The following is a 16,878-nucleotide window of genomic DNA, read 5'->3' on the forward strand; positions in this document are numbered from 1 at the left end:
CGTTAAGGTTGGCTCATGGCCCTGCTGCGCATGGCGTTCGAGAACTACCGCTGCTTCAAGGACCGGCAAGAGATCGAACTCCGCCCCATCACCCTCGTCCTCGGCAAGAACAACTCCGGCAAGAGTGCGATCACCCGCCTTCCGCTGATCCTTCAGGCCGGCGTCCTCACCTCATCGAGCCTTCCCCTCGATCTCGACATGCTCGGGGACGACCCGCCGGAGTTCCTGGACCTGGTCTATGGCCGGAACATGCACCGGCCGCTCGTCCTGGAGTTCAGCGCCACCGGGGATGAAATCCTCATCGGGCTGAAGGCGACCATCCAGAACGTCGATGAAGTAAAGAGCCAGATCGTCAGCCGCTTGGACGTACTCCACAGCACTCCCCGCCGAGGATATGTCTGGGAACCGTCGGATGGAAAAGTATCGAACCTCTACACATACATCCAAGACGGAGAACCGGTCGACGAAGGCACAGCCGTCTTCTCTGGCTTGATCCCTTCTTTTGACGAAAAAGCAAAATTTGAAGAAATAACCATCGAGGCAGCCTCCCGCGACGCATTCAGAAACATCCGCTACATAGGTCCGTACCGGCAACGCCCGACGCGCCTGTCCCGACTGCCGTCAAAGATGGCGCAGACCGTCGGCCCGGCTGGCGAGAACGCCGTCGGAATGCTCATCAACGATCACGTTCGCGGCGATCGCCAGCTCATCGCGAAGGTCAACGAACTCCTCCGCAGCGACACGGGCCTGACGGAGTGGCAGATCGAGGTCGAGTCGCAGGGGCCGCTCTACGCGGTGATCCTCCGCTCGACCATCGACTCCGAGCTGGCGGTGAACCTGCTCGACTCCGGAACCGGAGTGGCACAGGTCCTTCCACTACTCGTGCAACGCGCACGAGACATCGACCAAGGCCAATCCCTCGACAGCGCCCTCGACATCATCGAAGAGCCAGAGCTGCACCTGCATCCCGCCTTCCATCCGGTACTGGCCGACCTGTTCATCGCCGCCGCCTCCCAGGACAATCGGTTCCTGATCGAGACGCACAGCGAGACCCTGCTGCTCCGCCTCCGCCGCCGCATCGCCGAGGGAAGGATCTCGCCCGACGACGTGGCGGTGTACTTCGTGGAGCAGCACGAAGGCGCCTCCCACGCCCGCCGTATCCATATCGACGAAGTCGGCAGCCTGGACTACTGGCCCACCGGCGTCTTCTCCGAGGACTTCGAAGAGGCAAAGAAGCTGACCCAGATCCGGTTGAGCCGGGAGAGAAATGCGGGTTGAACTATCGGCCGACACCTTTGACGGCGACGGATACGAACTTCTCGTCATACTCGTCCACTACTTCCTCGAAGGCCGGCACGACTGGGTGGTGGTGGACCCCGCCGACCTCGATGTCATGGACGCCTACTTCCAGAAGCACGCCCCCACCAGGGCGGCGGACTGGAGTGAACTGGCGCGGCTCGGACTGGCCAGCCAGGAGTGGACGTCCACCGCTCCCCAGCCGCCCGACGTGACGGTCACCCGCGAGAACCTGAGCGACCTCGTGCACGACCTTGGAGCCTCTGCCCGAGTCGTGGTGGAGAACCGTGAAGGCGACCGCGACTTCCTGCTCGCCGTCGCACACGTCTTCGGCGCCCAGACGATCATCGATGCGTGTGAACAGCGCTGGCTGAAGTTCGTTCAGGGCGGCGGGAGCGGCGAGGTGCCCAAGGTGGTGCGGGATGAGGCCACGGAGTTCCGGCACCTCAAGCGTGTGGTCTTCCTCCTCGACAGCGACCGCTGGACTCCCACGGAGCCCTCCAAGCATGAACAGGTCGTGGCCGAACTGCGCGCCGAGGGCATCTGCGGGCACATCTTGCACTTCCGCGAAGTCGAGAACTACGTGCCCAACCACGTGCTCGCCGCAGTGACCGTTCCGAAGCAGCAGCGGGGGGAGCACGACAAACGCATGCAGAGCCTGCGCACTCTCATCCCCGAGCAGCGGGCCTACTTCGACATGAAGAAGGGATTTCAGGCCCGCAAGACCCCGGGCCCTGAGGTGCCCAGTGAGCAGCAGGAGCTCTACGCCTCGCTGCCAGGCACCACTGTGGTCGCGCTCCGCAAAGGTTTCGGCGACGACCTCACGGGCCTCCTCCTGCAAGAGGCCAAAGCGGGCAAGCTGAAGGAGCGGGACTTCGCCGAGCTCGGTTCAGGCGTGTGCGACGAGCTACGTGAGATCCTCGCACTGATCGATCGGATCATTTAGTAGGAAGACGGCATGGCCACTCACGAGGACGAGCACGGACTGACCGGTTCCGGAGAGTACGAGGGGACCGGCGGTGAGATCGGTGTGCGGCCGGACGTCAACCTGTTGGAGAACTACCTCAACGACGTCCACCAGGGGAAGCTGCGCATCCCCCAGTTCCAGCGTCCGTTCGTCTGGCGGCCCGACCAGATGCTCGACCTGTTCGACAGCATCGAACGCGGTTATCCCATCGGCAGCCTGCTCCTCTGGGAGACCGATCTGGAGCTGGAAAGCCTCGACCACGTCGGCGGGCTGCGCGTCCCTTCCGCCCCCAGCCAGGTGACCGGCTACGTGCTCGACGGACACCAGCGGATCTCCACGCTCTACTCCTGCTTGTACCTGTCCGAAGGCCAGAACCTCGTCCAGGACGACAAGACACCGCCGTGGTTGTGGCAGGTCTACCGGGTCCTCAACCAGAGGGACTCCCGGGCCAACCGGTACGTGCATTGGAAGAAGGCGGAACCACCGCCCGCGCACTACCTCCCGGTGAGTTCGGTCCGCAGGACGCTCGACTTCCTCTCCTACGCCCGCAACCTCGCCAAAAGCCACGACGGCCGGGAGTACGACCTGCTGATCGAGGAGGCCGAGCGGGTCGCCCAGCGCATCAAGTCGTACAAGATCTCGGTCGTGACGCTGGTCGGTGGAAGCCTGGCCCAGGCGGTCGAGGTGTTCTCCCGGGTCAACAGCAAGGGCCAGGCGATGAGCCCCGACCAGATGGTCTCGGCGCTCACCTACAAGGGCGACGGGCAGGAGAGCCTGGCCAACCGCATCGACACGATCCTGGAGCGCATCGCCTCCGAGGGCTTCGGGGAGATCAGCTCCAAGACCGCCTTCCAGGCCGTGCTGGCCGTCGCGGGCGAGGAGGAGGTCACCGGCGCGCGCTGGGACGTCCTCGCCAGGAAGGTCGAGGGCAAGGTCTCCCAGGCGGTCGAGGACACCGATCAGGCGCTGGCGCTGGCGGTGGCGTTCCTCCGCGACCGGGTGGAGGTGCCGATCGCCCGGCTCATCCCCTACAACAACCAGCTCATGCTGCTCGCGCTGTTCTTCCACCTGTGCCCCGAGCCTTCCGACGGGCAGCGCGAAGGACTGATCCGCTGGTTCTGGATCACCTCGTGGTCGGGCTGGTTCGCCGGCATGAACTCCACGACCAGCCGCCAGGCCATCCAGGACATGCGGACGTTCGCCACCGGGGACAAGGGCCTGCGGGACTTCGCCGGCGGGCAGGGCATGTTCGACTTCACCGACCAGCGCCCCCGGCCGTTCCCCGACCGGTTCGACCTGCGCAGCGCCCGCGTCCGCGCCTACCTGCTGTGGGAACTGCGGGAGTTCCCGGTCAGGTACGCGGTGGACGGCGTGGAGTATCCGGCGATCGACGCGATCCGCCAGTTGGACTCCGCGGCTTTCCGCAGAATCAGCAACAAGGCGGGACTGGCCAACGGCCCGCATCCGGCCAACCGGGTCGTGCTCGCCGCCGCCCCGGGCATTCCGGCCAAGGACTACATGCTCCTCAGCCTGGACCGTGCTTGTGCTGAAGGCATCCTCGGCATCAGCCGCGACGCCTACGATCTCCTGCAGGCAGGGCGTCATGAGGGGTTCATCGACATGCGCGCCGCAGAGCTGACCCGGTTGGAGCAGCGGTTCATCAGCTCCATCGCCGAAGCCAAGGAATCGACACATCCCGGCGGTGCGGAGATCGACACCGAGTGATGAAGAGGCGCCCCGACCAGACCGGGCGCTGGCGCCACCTGCACCCAGCGTGCTGAACTGGCGCTGGACGATGCTCGCCCTGTTCGGCATCTGCGTCTGCGCGATCGCCGCCAGGAGCCGGGCCCGGCTGGAGGTGCCGGGCCCCGTCCTGGTGTGTTCCTGGTGATCGGGCCCGGCACGCTGCTCCGCTCGTCCCGCTGCGTCGATGAGGGGGCCGCCGTACGGGCTGCGGCTCTGTCAGGCCCCCTTGTTCCAGAAGTGGAAGAGCGTGATGGCGAGCACGACGCCGCTGGCGAACGCCGTGCAGCCGGACACGGTGGCCGCGGGCAGCGTGCTCCCGTCGATCTTGAAGAGGATTCCGGCGGCCAGTCCGCAGATCACGCCGAACTGCACCACCGCCAGGGTCAGCAGGGTACGCACCTGCCGGTCCGGTGTCGAGGTTTCCATGGGGGGCTCCTGTCTGGTCAGAGAAGGGTCGCGAGGCCGCTGACGAGGTGCTCGGCCAAGGCGGTGCGGGTGTGCTCGGCGGCGTCGGCCAGGGCCCGGTGGGCGGTGATCTGCTCGTCCATGTCGAGCAGGGCCCGGCTGATCCGCTGCTGCTCGGCGAGGGGCGGCAGATGGATCGAGAGGCGGCCCAGCGTCCTGGTGTTGATCGAGGGGATGGCGGTCGTCATGCCGGCGCGCTCCAAAACCCAGCGGCGGGCGGACGGCAGGGACAGGAAGGCCAGCAGGTAGGCCATGTCGAGGTCGGGCGCGTCGGCGCGGCGGCGCAGGCGCGTCAGGTTGGTGCCGAACAGCCAGTCGTGCTGCTCCTTGGTCACCAGCGCCGTCGGGCCGACGGTGCCGGTCCGGGTGTAGAGGACGTCCCCCGCCCGCAGTGTGAACTTGCGCAGCCGGTCGGCCGACGCCGAGGAGAGCAGCTCCGGTTCGACGGCGACGACGCGCCGGTCGCGCAGGTGGCGGGGGATCACGACCGGCACCCCGTCTGCCGCCGGTTCGGCCCGCTTGAGCAGTGCGTGGCTCGGGCCAGCCTGGATCTCGCACAGCTCGCCCAGCGGCCGTGTGACCCGGTCGCCGGAGACCGCGTTGCGTTCGACGCGCAGCGACGCGACCTTGCGGTCCGCGTCGTGCGTGCGGTCCACCAGCGGTTCCAGCGACCGGGCCGGGTACGGAGTGTGGAGTTCCGTTCCACCTGCCGTGGGGTCCGGGACGTCATCGAGGTAGTCCGCCAGGTTGAGGGAGTGGTCCTGCTTGCGCAGCCGCTCGGCGGTGACCGCGAGTGCCCGTCCGGCCCCGGCCAGCCGCTGCTCGTAGTCAGACGCTCCGTCCTTCCAGGCTCGGTAGCACTCGGTGATCGCCTCGGTCTCCTGCTCTGACAGGACCCGCTGGTCGCCGACGCGGGTTCCCATCCGGCGCGCGTCGATCAAAAGGACCTCGTCGCAGGTCCCGGTGGGCGCGGTGAGGATCCAGGCGTGCACCGCGATCCTGGTCTGGGCGAACAGTTGGGCCGGGAGCACCACCAGGGTGGTGAGGGCCCCCTCTTCGATCATCATGCGGCGGATCGCCTGCTCCTGCCGATCCTGCGAGACGGCGGCCCCGCTCGGCATGATCACTCCTGCCCGGCCGCCCGGCCGCAGCGACTCGGCCGTGTGCTGGAGCCAGGCGTAGTTGTCGCTGCCCTTGGGCGGCGGGCCGAACGGCCACGCCTCGTCCGGGCGGCGGCGGGTGGCCCCGGACCGGTGGTTGAACGGAGGGTTGGTCAGGACGACGTCGGCTCGCGGCGACGGTCCGCCGGGCCGGTCCCAGGGGGCCGCCGTCCCGTCAGTGAGGGTTGCCGGAGCGCCGAGCAGGATCGTGCTCATCCCGGCGAGCCGCTGCATGCCCCCGTCCGGGTACTCGCCCGTGAGGGTGAGGTCCCGGTTCGTCTCGGCCACGGCGGCCAGCATCTCGCCGTGGCGGTGGAACGGGTCGTGGCACCGTTCCCCGTTGTCCGGGCGGACGATCCGGGCCATCAGCCGGGCCACCGCGCGGGGGGTGACGATGTCATCCCCCTGGCCGGACCATCTCTCGAACTGGTCGAGCAGGGGCCGCAACGCCTCGCCGTCCAGCTCGCCGCAGATCCGGAAGACCCGCTGCACGTCGTTGGCGGACTCCGGCCGCAGCCGTCCCAAGACGGCCCGCATGCCGGGAGTGAGCGAGTGGCGCGGCAGCACGCGGTCGGCGGCCTCGCCGATGACGCGCAGCAGCGGTCCTGGGTCGGCCTCGTCGGCGGCTGCCTCGTTGACCCTGTCCTGGAGCTCTGCCCATTCAGCGCGAGCATGCCGGCTCAGGAAGAAGAGGCAGACCAGCGTTGTGAGGTAGTCCCGCAGGTCGCCGGTTCCCGTGACCCGCTTGGCCAGCGGACCGAACAGCTCATCCAGATCGCGCCCGGCTGCCGATGGGGACGTCTGGCCTGACCCGATGTGCGGGGCGGTCGGGGGCACGTCATGGAGCCAGCGGCGGCGGACCCGGTCGGCGTAGGTCGTTCCGGTGGTCTCGCCCTCGCTCGGAATCAGGCTCCGTTCGGGGATGCCGCGTCCGTCGAGCCAGCGCAGGACCTGCGCCAGCGGCAGGTGCTCGACTCCCTCCGACACGACAGGTCGGGGAAAGCCAGGGTGCCGCCCTGCCCAGTGGGTTACGGTCGGTCGTCCGACCCCGGCCAGCCGGGCGAGTTCGCTCCGGGAGACCAGGCCGTCGATCGGCTCGGCGGGTTCTTCCACCAGTGCTCCTCCTCATCGACTCACGTTCGATGTCATGGTGGTGAGCGTAGGAGGAACCCTAGATTGTCAGTGATGCGCATCGCAATGCGCGTTCTGCCGTGGATTGATTACCATGACGCGAGAAGTTAGCCCTTCTTGGCAGAACCCCAGTTCAAAAGAGTGAACTCCATCTGACTCTTCATCTCAAAAATCTTCAAGCGGCACTTCAACTGACAACCCTCTTGCCACTTGTCTAGCAGCCCCGGCGCGCGCCTCAGCGGCACCTTCCGCCAGGTTGGGGGCCTGGTTGCGGGACGAGCACCGCCGCCCCTCCGGGAGAATGATGACGACGTACCCAGTGGACGGTGTTCTTGCGAACGCTCGCCCAGTGAAGGAGGACCCGCCAGTGCCAACAGAGCAGCGTTGCATCCATGAGCTGTTGCCCGGTCAGTGCGCCGAAGCTGGATGCTCCCCCGTTCCTGAAGGGCTGACCGCCCACGTCCACGTCACCGGCGGCGGCCGGTCCTTCCACAAGTCCACTGCTTGCCTCGCTCTGCGGGACGGCCAGCGTTACGCCGAGCGCATGGGCATGAACCTTCACGACACGGAACAGCTGGCGTTGCGGGTCGCGCAGTCACGCGGCCTCAGCCCGTGCGAGGTCTGTTTTTCTTTGGCCTGATCGAGGGAGCGGGCCCCTACAGTTCGGCTTCGGCGTAGTCTTCCGCCGTCGGCTCGATGCGTGGCTGGGAGCGTTCCAGCAGGTCGAACGCCTCGGGGACCGTCGTCGCCCAGCTCACCGCGTCGAACGCCTTCGCCCGCACGAAGCCCTGCTCGGCCAGGCCGTTCATCAGTTCCTTCAGCGGCTCGTAGACGCCGGTCGGGTCCAGGATCACCACCGGCTTGTCGTGCATGCCGAGCACCCGGGCCGTCCAGATCTCGAACAGCTCCTCCAGCGTGCCGATGCCGCCGGGCAGCACCAGGAACGCGTCGCTGCGCCGGTCCATCTCGCCCTTGCGGGTGCGCATGTCCGGGGTGACGACCAGCTCGTCGTTGTCCTCGTCGGAGATCTCCACGTCGCGCAGGCCCTCGGGGATCACGCCCACCGTCCGGGCGCCGCCCTCGCGCGCAGCCCGCGCGACGGCCCCCATGCACGACACCCGCGCCCCGCCCGACACCAGGCCGTGCCCGCGCCGGGCCAGTTCCGCGCCGACCTCGGCGGCCAGCTCCAGGTAGCTCGGGTCGATCTTGCTGGAGGACGCGCAGAAGACGCAGACGGCCGACATCAGCCTCAACTCCCGGGGTCAGGGGACGATCCGTTCGCACGGCGGCCCGGGGACGCCGGGTCGCGGGGGTTCAGGTTATGCGGCCGCCGCCGGGCGGCTTCGAGCGGGCGTCGAGGACGGGCCCGGAGGATACGGATCGGTATCCGAAGTCCCCCGCCCAGGAGGCCGTCCATGTCGGCACGCCGCACGCTCCGCACGTTGCTGCGCCACTGCTACGAGGGGCTCGTGCTGGTCGGCCTGTCGGCGTACGTGCCCACAACGTCCACGCTGCCGGAGATGCTCGACTCCATCCGCGGGAAGCAGCCCGACGACGCCCTCACCCCCGCCGAGCGGGAGGCGTTCGAGGGGATGGTCCGGCAGCTCCAGCGGTGATCCTTCCCCGTCCCCGCCGGGCGTCAGGACGGCCCGGCCTCCTCGTCCTCGACGACGCCCCGGCCCGCCGCGACCGGCTCCTGCCCGCCGAACCAGTGGACCGTGCTGACCAGCCCCTCCGCCAGGGACACGCGCGGCGTCCACGCCAGCAGCTCGCGCGCGAGCGCGGTGTCGGGCCGCCGCACCTGCGGGTCGTCGGCCATCCGGGCGACGTGCTCGACCGGCGAGTCCGACCCGACCAGGTCCCGGATCAGCCGGGCCAGCTCCAGCATGGTCACCTCGTGCGTGCCGCCGATGTTGCACGGGCCCGCGTGCTCGGACCGCATCATCCGCATCACGCCCTCGACCAGGTCGTCCACGTAGCAGAGCGACCGGGTCTGGCGGCCGTCGCCGGTCACCGTGAGGGGGTGTCCGCCCAGCGCCTGGGTGATGAACGCCGGGATGACGCGGCCGTCCTCGCGGCGCATGCGCGGCCCGTAGGTGTTGAAGATCCGCACGATGGCGGTGCGCACGCCGTGCACGTTGCGGTACGCGGTGGTCAGCGCCTCACCGAACCGTTTCGCCTCGTCGTACACGCTGCGCGGCCCGACGGGGTTCACGTTGCCCCAGTACGACTCGGGTTGCGGGTGCACCAGGGCGTCGCCGTAGACCTCCGACGTCGAGGCCAGCAGGAAGCGCGCGCCCTGCTCGCGGGCGATGTCGAGCATCCGCTTGGTCGCGGCGGAGCCCGCCATCAGCGTCTGGACCGGCAGCCGGAGGTAGTCGATCGGGCTGGCGGGCGAGGCGAAGTGCAGGATGGCGGTGACCGGCGGCCCCGCGTACTCGAACTCGGCGGCGTCGGCCTCCGCGAACGTGAAGCGCGGGTCGCCCGCCAGCCGCGCGATGTTCTCGACCCGCCCGGTGAGGAGGTTGTCCACGCAGACGACCTCGTCCCCGTCCGCCAGGAGCCGTTCGCACAGATGCGAACCGACGAATCCCGCGCCGCCCGTGACGATGACCCGACCCGCCATCCCGTGCCTCCTGTCGGTGGGAAGTTGCACAGCAGACGGTGGCAGCGTCGCCTTGAAACGCGCTCAGAGATGCCTAGAGCAGATTCCTCGCCCCGCCGTGCAACCTTTCGGCGGCCCGGCCCTGTCCTGTACGCGTGAGCGAGACAACGTACGACCTCACCCCCTCCGGGCCGGCCCGTGCCGGGGCCGCCGGAGACGTCATCGAGCTGTCGGTGGTGATCCCCGCCTACAACGAGGAGACCCGGCTGCTCGCCACGCTCGACGCGGTGCGGCACCACCTCAACGGCTACCGGCTGCGCTGGGAGCTGATCGTGGTCGACGACGGCTCGACCGACCGCACGGCCTGGATCGCCGCCACGCGGGCCGCGCGCGAGCGCCGGATCGTCCTGGTGCGGTCGGCGGCCAACCGCGGCAAGGGGCATGCCGTACGGGCCGGGGTGCGCGTCTCCCGGGGCCGCCAGGTGCTGGTCTGCGATGCCGACCTCGCCACCCCGATCGAGGAGCTGGCCGTGTTGCGGGCCGCGCTCGCCACCGGGGCCGACGCCGCCATCGGGTCGCGGGCGCACTGCGCGTCGCGGATCACGGTGCGGCAGAACGTGGCGCGCCGCATGCTCGGCCGGGCCGGGAACCGGCTGATCCAGGTGCTGGCCACCCCCGGCATCGCCGACACCCAGTGCGGGTTCAAGCTGTTCGACGGTGCCAAGGCGCGCACCGCGTTCGACCTGGCCACCGTCGACGGCTGGGGCTTCGACGTCGAGATCCTCTACCTGTTCCGCCGGTTCGGCTGGGTGGTGGAGGAGATGCCGGTCTGCTGGGCGCACCAGCCCGGCTCCAAGCTGCGCCCCGGCGGTTACCTGACGACGATCGCCGAGGTCGTCCGGATGCGCCGCGCGCACGGGCGGCGGCCGCGTCCCGCCGGGTCCCGCGACGCCGCGCGGCCGGTGGCCGCGCGGCTGACCGGGCCGTCGGTCGCGACCGAGCACGGGAGGCCCGCGGCATGAGCGAGGCGCGCGCCTTCAGCACGACGGGCGACGAGACGGCCGGTCCCCCGACGAGCGCGGACCCGCCGGAGACCGACGAGGAACGGCGGCCGTTCCTCTCGCGCGCCGCCGCGCTCGACCTGGCGGCGGCGGGCGGCTTCCTGCTCGCGTCCCTGTTCGTGTACGCGCGGCTGTGGTCCGATCCGACGCGCCGCTACCTGGTCAACGGCGGGCAGGACCAGACGCAGTGGGAGTGGTTCTTCGCCGTCACCGCCCGGTCGGTGAGCGAGTTCCACGACCCGTTGTTCACCCATCTCCAGAACGCGCCGCTCGGCGTAAACCTGATGGCCAACACGGTGATGCTGGGCCTGTCGGTGCCGCTCACCCCCGTCACGCTGCTGTTCGGGGCGAGCGTGACGTGGGCGGTGGTGCTCACCGGCGGGCTCGCCGCCACCGGCTTCGCCTGGTACTGGCTGTTCTCGCGCAGGCTCGGCCGCTCGCGCGTCGCCGCCGGGGTCGCCGGGGCGTTCTGCGCCTTCGCGCCGCCGGTCATCTCGCACGCCAACGCGCACCCCAACTTCGTCGTGCTGTTCGCGGTGCCGTTCGTCATCGACCGGATCGTGGTGTTGTGGCGCGGCGAACGACCGGTCCGCAACGGGGTGTTGCTCGGCCTGCTCATCGCCTACCAGATCTTCCTCGGCGAGGAGATCCTGCTGCTGGCGGCCACCGGGCTGGCGGTGTTCGGCGTCGGGTACGCGCTGGCCCGCCCCGACGCGGTCCGCGCGGCGGTCCGGCCGCTGCTGGCCGGGCTCGGCACGGCCGCCGCGGTCTCGCTGGCGATCACCGCGTACCCGCTGGCGCGCCAGTTCGCCGGGGAGCAGAGCTACGCCAGCCTGCTGCACGGCCCGGCGGGCAACGACCTGCTGGCGATCACCGGGTTCGCCGACCGGTCCTGGGCCGGGCCGACGGTGCTCGGCCCGTTCGGCGTCAGCACCACCGAGCAGAACGCGTTCTTCGGCTGGCCGCTGGTCATCCTGACGGTGGTGCTGGCCTGCTGGATGTGGCGGCAGGCGACGGCGGCGGCGCTCGCGCTGGTCATCGTGGTGTGCACGGTGTTGTCGCTCGGCCCGGAGATCGTGGTGGGCGGTGAGCCGACCGGGATCACCGGCCCGTGGTTGCTGATGTCCAAGCTGCCGCTGTACGAGTCGGTGCTGGAGTCGCGGCTGACGATGGTGTGCATCCCGGCCGTCGCGCTGCTGGTCGCGATGGCCACCGACCAGGTGCTCGGCGTCGCCCAGGCGGCCCCGTGGCGGGCCGCGCCGCTGCGCATGTTGTGGTGCGTGGTGCTGGCCCAGGCGCTGCTGCCGATCGCGCCCAAGCCGCTGCTCGCCGAGGACCGCCCGCCTACGCCGCCCTTCTTCACCCAGGGCGTCTGGAAGCGGTACGCCGCGCCCGGCCGCACGATCGTGACGGTGCCACCGCCGAACGCCGCCAACGCGACCGCGCTGCACTGGCAGGTCGAGGCGGGCCTCGGGTTCGCGCTCGCCGAGGGCTACTTCGTCGGCCCGTACGGGCCCGAACGCACGGGCGTGTACGGCGCGGTCCCCCGGCCGACCGCGTCGCTGCTGCGCGACGTGGCCGACAAGGGGCAGGTCCCGGCGGTGACCGACGCCGAGCGCGAGACCGCGCGGGCCGACCTGCGGTACTGGCGCGCCGACGCGGTGGTGCTCGGCCCGCGCGACAAGCAAGCCGCGCTGCGCGCCACCGTCGAGCAGCTCCTCGGCCCCGGCCGGTGGGACGGCGGCGTCTGGGTGTGGGACGTGAGGGCGATCACACGTGGCGGATGAGATCGGGCGGCGAAGGTTCTTTTCGAGCTAGGGCGGTGTCGCGTAAAAGAATGAGGAGCGACCAGGGAGGCGGCCGATGCGGCCAGCGGAGGAAGAAGACTACGTCGCGTACGTCGGCGCGCGGCTGGCCAGGCTCCGCCGGATCGCGCACTACCTTTGCAAGGACCCCCACCGCGCCGACGACGTCGTGCAGATGACCCTCACCCGCCTCTACGTGCACTGGCGCCGGGCCCGGCAGGCCGACGACCTGGACCGCTACGTCGAAAGGATGCTGGTGCGGTGTTTCCTCAACGACCAGCAGCTCGGCTGGTGGACCCGCGTCCGCCTCACCGGCGCGCCGCGCGACACCCCGGTGCTGGCCCCGCCGCCCCCGGCCGACGGCTCCGACGTCGAGACCCGCACCGTCGTGCACGCCGCGCTGGAGCGGGTGCCGCCCAAGCAGCGCGCCGTGCTGGTGTTGCGGTTCCTGTGCGACCTGCCGGTCGCGGAGGTCGCCGAGATCATGCAGTGCTCGGCCGGCACCGTGAAGAGCCAGACCTCGCGCGGCCTGAAGACGCTGCGTGAGCTGCTCGGCGAACAGATGCTCGTCACCCTGAGGAAGGAGTGAGCCCGATGGACCGCGACGAGAAGGACCGCGACCGGCAGGACGGCCGTCGGCTGCTCGCGCCGCTGCGGGGGGCCGAGCCGGGGCCGGGCGGCGTCGACATCGCCGAGGCGCTGCGGGCCGGGCGGCACCGCGCGCGGGCCCGCCGGGCGGGCGGCGTCACGCTGGCCGCCGGGGTGGTCGCGGCCGTCGCGGTCGCCTCGACGATGCTCGGCCGGGCCATGCCGCCCGACCGGCAGCAGCGCCCGGTAGCGCCGCCCACCCAGTTCGAGCTGACGCGCCAGTTCTTCCGCGTCGGCTCGGCGGGCGGGTTCGCCCCCGACACCTACGAGACGGGCCGCTACCGGCAGCGCGTGCACCTGGTGGTGTCGGACCCGGCGAGCAACCGGCGCGCCGACGGCGTGATCATGTTGTACCCGCGCGACCGGCTGACCGGGGCCGACGGCCAACGCTGGGCGCCGTCCGGGCCGAAGGCGCCGCCGGTGCACGACCGGCCCGCCGTCTATCTCGACCGGCCCATCGTGCGGGCGGGCGCGGTGGAGGTGGCGTGGGAGTGGGCGCCGGGCGCGTGGGCCATCGCGTCGCTGAAGGGCGACGGCGTCGATCGTGAGGTCGCCCAGCGCACGGCGCAGAGCGTGTTGCCTGACGGCAACGCGACCGTGATGCCGCCGGTCAGCGTGCCTCCTTCGCTGCTCGGCAACGGCAACCGGCTCATCGGCACCGTGAGCCGCGAGCCGAGAACGGGCGTCCGCGCGCTGCGCGCGTTGCGCTACGGACCGGAAGACCCGGCCGCGCAACTCCCGGCCGCCGAGCCCGGCTGGATCGACGTGGGAGTGGAGGAACCCGACCCCGGACTGAACACCGACATCGAGATCGACGGACGACCGGCCGCCGAGCGCGGCACCCGGGTGACCGTGCCCGACGCCGACCACGACGCGGCGCTGTTCGCCGAGGCGAGCGGCACCGGCGTGCTGGACACCCTCGGCGGCCGGACGGGCCTGCGCCGGCTCGCCGCCGCGGTGACGCTGGTGCCGGGCCGCAACTGGCCCCCGACCGCCGCGCCGTCCTCGGCGTGCCCGACGACGGGCGGCACGGGCGCCGGATCGGCGGGCTGCAACGGACCACCGAACTGACGGGCGCCCCGGCGCCGCGAACGGACCGGGCCGGACGGGATGGGACGGACTCAAAGGGACGGACGAGCCGGAGGGGCTGGACGGGACGGATCGGCGGGCTGGACCAACGGACCGGCCAGCGGCCCGGATCAGCCGACCGGACTAACGGACCGAATCGGCGGGCCGGATCGACCGACCGGATCAACGGACCGGATCAGGCGGCCAGGTCGACGAACCGGGTCGGCGGATCAGGCCGGTTGGTCCTGGCGAATCGCACCAGGCCAGACAGCCTGGTAGACCAGTCAAGTCGGGCCGAGCCGGGGCGAGGCGTTCAGGCAACATAAAGGAAACCTTTCCTTCATCAATACGACAGGGACGTGAAGAGAATTCGACATTCCCTTTTGGAGGCCGGATTACGGACATGATTAAGGCGCTAGAGGCGTCTTTGACTGCCCTGTCCGACTGTGGACAAAAAGCAGTCAAAAGGGACATTGAATTTGCCACCTCCAGGGCCGACACTTGATCAAGTGAGCAGTGGCGAACCACCGGTCAACTGCGCCGCAGCCCTACTGGAGGTTATTCGGCATGCACTTCAAGACGCTGGGAACGCTGGAGGCAACCCGCGGGGACATCGTGCTCACGCCGAGCGCGCCGAAACAGCGCAGTGTCCTTTGCCTGCTTCTCACCGCACCGAATGAAGTCATCTCGACCGGCGCGCTCTTCGAGGAACTCTGGGGCGGCAATCCACCGGCCAGCGCCCAGACGACCCTCCAGACCTACATCTACCAACTACGCAAACGCTTCGGGGACGGGGACGCGGTGTGGGCCGCCCGGCACCTGCTGGTCACCCGGCACGGCGGCTACACGCTCGTGGTGCCCGAGGACGACATCGACGTGACCCGGTTCGAGACGCTGACCTCGGCCGCCCGCACCGCCCTGGACAACGGCCGCCTGGAGCTGGCCGCGCACACCCTGCGCACCGCGCTGTCGCTCTGGCGCGGCCCCGCCCTGGCCGACGTCACGACCGGGCCCCGGCTGGAGGCGTACCGGGTCCGGCTGGAGGAGTCGCGCACGCACGCCGTCGAGCTGAAGATCAAGGCGGAGATGGCGATGGGCCACCACCAGCACCTCATCGGCGAGCTGAAGGAGCTGGTCGCCACGCACAGCCTCAACGAGTGGTTCCACCACCAGCTCATGCTGGCGCTGTCGCGCACCGGCCGCCGCCAGGAGGCGCTGGAGGTCTACCACAACCTGCGCCGCATCCTCATCGAGGAGCTCGGCATCGAGCCCAACACCGACATGCGCCGCCTGCACCACGGCATTCTCACCGCCGACGCCGTCTGACGAAGGCGGAGGAGCGCGACGAAATGGAACGGGCCAGAGCGGAGGCTCAGTCCCCGGCCCCCGCGAAGGCCCGGCGCGCCGCCCCGCCGCCCAGTACCACCGCGAGGGCGGCGAGGCCGGCGAGCGAGGCGACCGCGAAGTAGTACACCGGCGCGGACAACACGTCGGCCAGGTGCACGACCTGCGCGCCGAGCCCCGCGCCCAGCGCGCTGAACAACCAGACCAGTCCGATGGTGCGCCCGACGAAGGCGTCCGGCGCCACCACCGCCGAGGTGCTGATGGCGACCGGCCCGATCACCACCTCGCCGCACGCCTGGAGGAAGAAGACCGCGACGACCCAGAGCACCGGCACCCGGCCGTCCCCGGCCGCGAGCGCGACGCCGCCCATCAGCAGGAAGCTGGCGGCGGCGAACGCCAGCCCGAGCGCGAACTTGGCCGGGATCGTCAGCCGGTCCCCGAGCCGCACCCACAACACGGCGAACAGCGGCGCGGTGAGCAGCATGAACAGCGGGATCGCCGACTGGAACCAGCCCGCCGGGACGGTGAAGCCCGCCACGTCGCGGTCGGTGGAGTCGCGGACGAACAGGTTGAGCAACGATCCCGACTGGCTCACCAGCATCCAGAACAGCGAGAACGACAGCAGCAGGCCGGTGAACGCGCGCAGTCGCCCGCGCTCGGCCGGGCTCCAGGAGCGGTCGCGCAACAACACCCGCACGTACCAGAACGGCACCGTCAGCGTGACCAGGGCGAACACCCCGGCGAAGTGCAGCGGCGAGAACGTGCCCGCCGCGACGTCCGCCGTGACCAGCGCCGTGATCACCACCAGCACGACGCCCGCCCGGCGCAGCGCGATCCGGCGCTCGTCCGGCGCGAGCGGCTGCGGCGGGGCGGCCCCCAATGTCCCGAAGTGCCGACGCCCGGCGGCGAACTGCGCGACGCCGAGCACCATCCCGACCCCGGCCACGCCGAACCCCCAGTGCCAGTCGTAGCGCTCCCCCACCAGGCCCGTGACCAGCGGCGCGGCGAGCGCGCTGAGCTGGATGCTGACGTAGAACAGCGAGACGGCGGCCTCCCGCCGCGCGGTGTCCCCCGGCGGGAACGACCGGCTGAGCAGCGCCAGCATGTTGGGCTTGAGCAGGCCGGTCCCGACCGCGATCAGCACCAGCCCGGCGTAGGCGGCGTCGGCGACCGGCAGCGCCATCGTGAAGTGCCCGGCCGCGATCGTCACCCCGCCCCAGGTCACGGCGCGGCGCTCGCCGAGCACGCGGTCGCCGAGCCAGCCGCCGGGCAGCGCCAGCACGAACACCGACCCGACGTAGACGCCGAACACCATCGCCGCCGTCGACTTCGGCAGCCCGAGCCCGCCCTCGGCGCGCGGGGCCGCCGCGTACAGCACGAGGATCGCCTGCATCCCGTAGAAGCTGAACCGCTCCCAGATGTCGGTGAGGAACAACGTCACGAACCAGCGGGGCCGCCGGGCCGCCGCCCCTTCGGCGGCCCGGCCCGCGTCGATCTCGCGGAGGGACATCGCAGTACTCCCTTCATGACCGGCCTAGGACCTGCTTCAAAGACCTCAGCTGTCGCGCGAGTGCCTACCTGG

General features: G+C 70.4%; 14 protein-coding genes. 9 read left to right on the plus strand and 5 right to left on the minus strand.

All coding sequences use genetic code 11. The features are described from left to right. Positions 1-15: 15 nt before the first annotated feature. The 3 genes from AH6_RS22055 to AH6_RS22065 are packed head-to-tail and all read left to right on the plus strand — an operon-like array spanning position 16 to position 3,988. The gene (locus tag AH6_RS22055) at positions 16-1,278 is read left to right on the plus strand and encodes an AAA family ATPase (RefSeq protein WP_067482820.1); all 1,263 of its coding nucleotides are present in this window, start codon (positions 16-18) and stop codon (positions 1,276-1,278) included. After that, complete coding sequence (locus AH6_RS22060; protein ID WP_067482822.1) at positions 1,268-2,242, plus strand: hypothetical protein; 975 nt, start codon at positions 1,268-1,270, stop codon at positions 2,240-2,242. The genes AH6_RS22055 and AH6_RS22060 overlap by 11 nt, the downstream gene beginning before the upstream one ends. 12 nt (positions 2,243-2,254) lie before the next feature. Further along, a complete protein-coding gene (locus AH6_RS22065; protein ID WP_083983321.1) occupies positions 2,255-3,988 on the plus strand; it encodes a DUF262 domain-containing protein in 1,734 nt (577 codons plus the stop codon). A 237-nt stretch (positions 3,989-4,225) separates the two neighbouring features. Here the strand turns inward: AH6_RS22065 and AH6_RS22070 are convergent, their stop codons facing one another. The 3 genes from AH6_RS22070 to AH6_RS22085 form a co-directional block, all read right to left on the minus strand. Continuing rightward, positions 4,226-4,435 (minus strand): hypothetical protein, encoded by a 210-nt coding sequence (locus AH6_RS22070; protein WP_067482824.1) that lies wholly within the window; start codon positions 4,433-4,435, stop codon positions 4,226-4,228. Between the two features lie 17 nt (positions 4,436-4,452). After that, a complete protein-coding gene (locus AH6_RS22075; protein WP_157431626.1) occupies positions 4,453-6,747 on the minus strand; it encodes an N-6 DNA methylase in 2,295 nt (764 codons plus the stop codon). 674 nt (positions 6,748-7,421) lie between these two features. Beyond that, on the minus strand, positions 7,422-8,009 hold the full coding sequence (locus AH6_RS22085; protein WP_067482830.1) for an LOG family protein: 588 nt from the start codon (positions 8,007-8,009) through the stop codon (positions 7,422-7,424). Positions 8,010-8,180: 171 nt separating this feature from the next. On the opposite strand from AH6_RS22085, the gene AH6_RS22090 reads away from it, so the two are divergent. Then, entirely contained in the window at positions 8,181-8,381 is a 201-nt protein-coding gene (locus AH6_RS22090; RefSeq protein WP_067482832.1) for a hypothetical protein, read from the plus strand. A 23-nt stretch (positions 8,382-8,404) separates the two neighbouring features. Here the strand turns inward: AH6_RS22090 and AH6_RS22095 are convergent, their stop codons facing one another. Beyond that, positions 8,405-9,391 (minus strand): UDP-glucuronic acid decarboxylase family protein, encoded by a 987-nt coding sequence (locus AH6_RS22095; RefSeq protein WP_067482834.1) that lies wholly within the window; start codon positions 9,389-9,391, stop codon positions 8,405-8,407. Positions 9,392-9,525: 134 nt separating this feature from the next. On the opposite strand from AH6_RS22095, the gene AH6_RS22100 reads away from it, so the two are divergent. From AH6_RS22100 to AH6_RS22120, 5 genes are all read left to right on the plus strand, one after another. Continuing rightward, positions 9,526-10,392, plus strand: a complete 867-nt coding sequence (locus tag AH6_RS22100; protein WP_067482836.1) for a dolichyl-phosphate beta-glucosyltransferase — start codon at positions 9,526-9,528, stop codon at positions 10,390-10,392. Beyond that, positions 10,389-12,218 carry a putative glycosyltransferase family protein gene (locus AH6_RS22105; protein ID WP_218005903.1) on the plus strand — a complete coding sequence of 610 codons (1,830 nt, stop codon included), beginning with the start codon at positions 10,389-10,391 and terminating at the stop codon, positions 12,216-12,218. The genes AH6_RS22100 and AH6_RS22105 overlap by 4 nt, the downstream gene beginning before the upstream one ends. A 76-nt stretch (positions 12,219-12,294) precedes the next feature. Further along, a complete protein-coding gene (locus tag AH6_RS22110; RefSeq protein ID WP_067482837.1) occupies positions 12,295-12,825 on the plus strand; it encodes a SigE family RNA polymerase sigma factor in 531 nt (176 codons plus the stop codon). A gap of 5 nt (positions 12,826-12,830) precedes the next feature. Further along, positions 12,831-13,955 (plus strand): hypothetical protein, encoded by a 1,125-nt coding sequence (locus AH6_RS22115; RefSeq protein WP_067482838.1) that lies wholly within the window; start codon positions 12,831-12,833, stop codon positions 13,953-13,955. 564 nt (positions 13,956-14,519) lie between these two features. Then, positions 14,520-15,278, plus strand: coding sequence for an AfsR/SARP family transcriptional regulator (locus AH6_RS22120; protein WP_067482839.1), 759 nt, complete (start codon positions 14,520-14,522; stop codon positions 15,276-15,278). Positions 15,279-15,324: 46 nt separating this feature from the next. Here the strand turns inward: AH6_RS22120 and AH6_RS22125 are convergent, their stop codons facing one another. After that, positions 15,325-16,806 (minus strand): peptide MFS transporter, encoded by a 1,482-nt coding sequence (locus AH6_RS22125; protein ID WP_083983322.1) that lies wholly within the window; start codon positions 16,804-16,806, stop codon positions 15,325-15,327. Between the last annotated feature and the right edge of the window lie 72 nt (positions 16,807-16,878).

Origin of the sequence: Actinomadura hibisca NBRC 15177 (genome assembly GCF_001552635.1) — a bacterium.
GTDB lineage: Bacteria > Actinomycetota > Actinomycetes > Streptosporangiales > Streptosporangiaceae > Spirillospora > Spirillospora hibisca.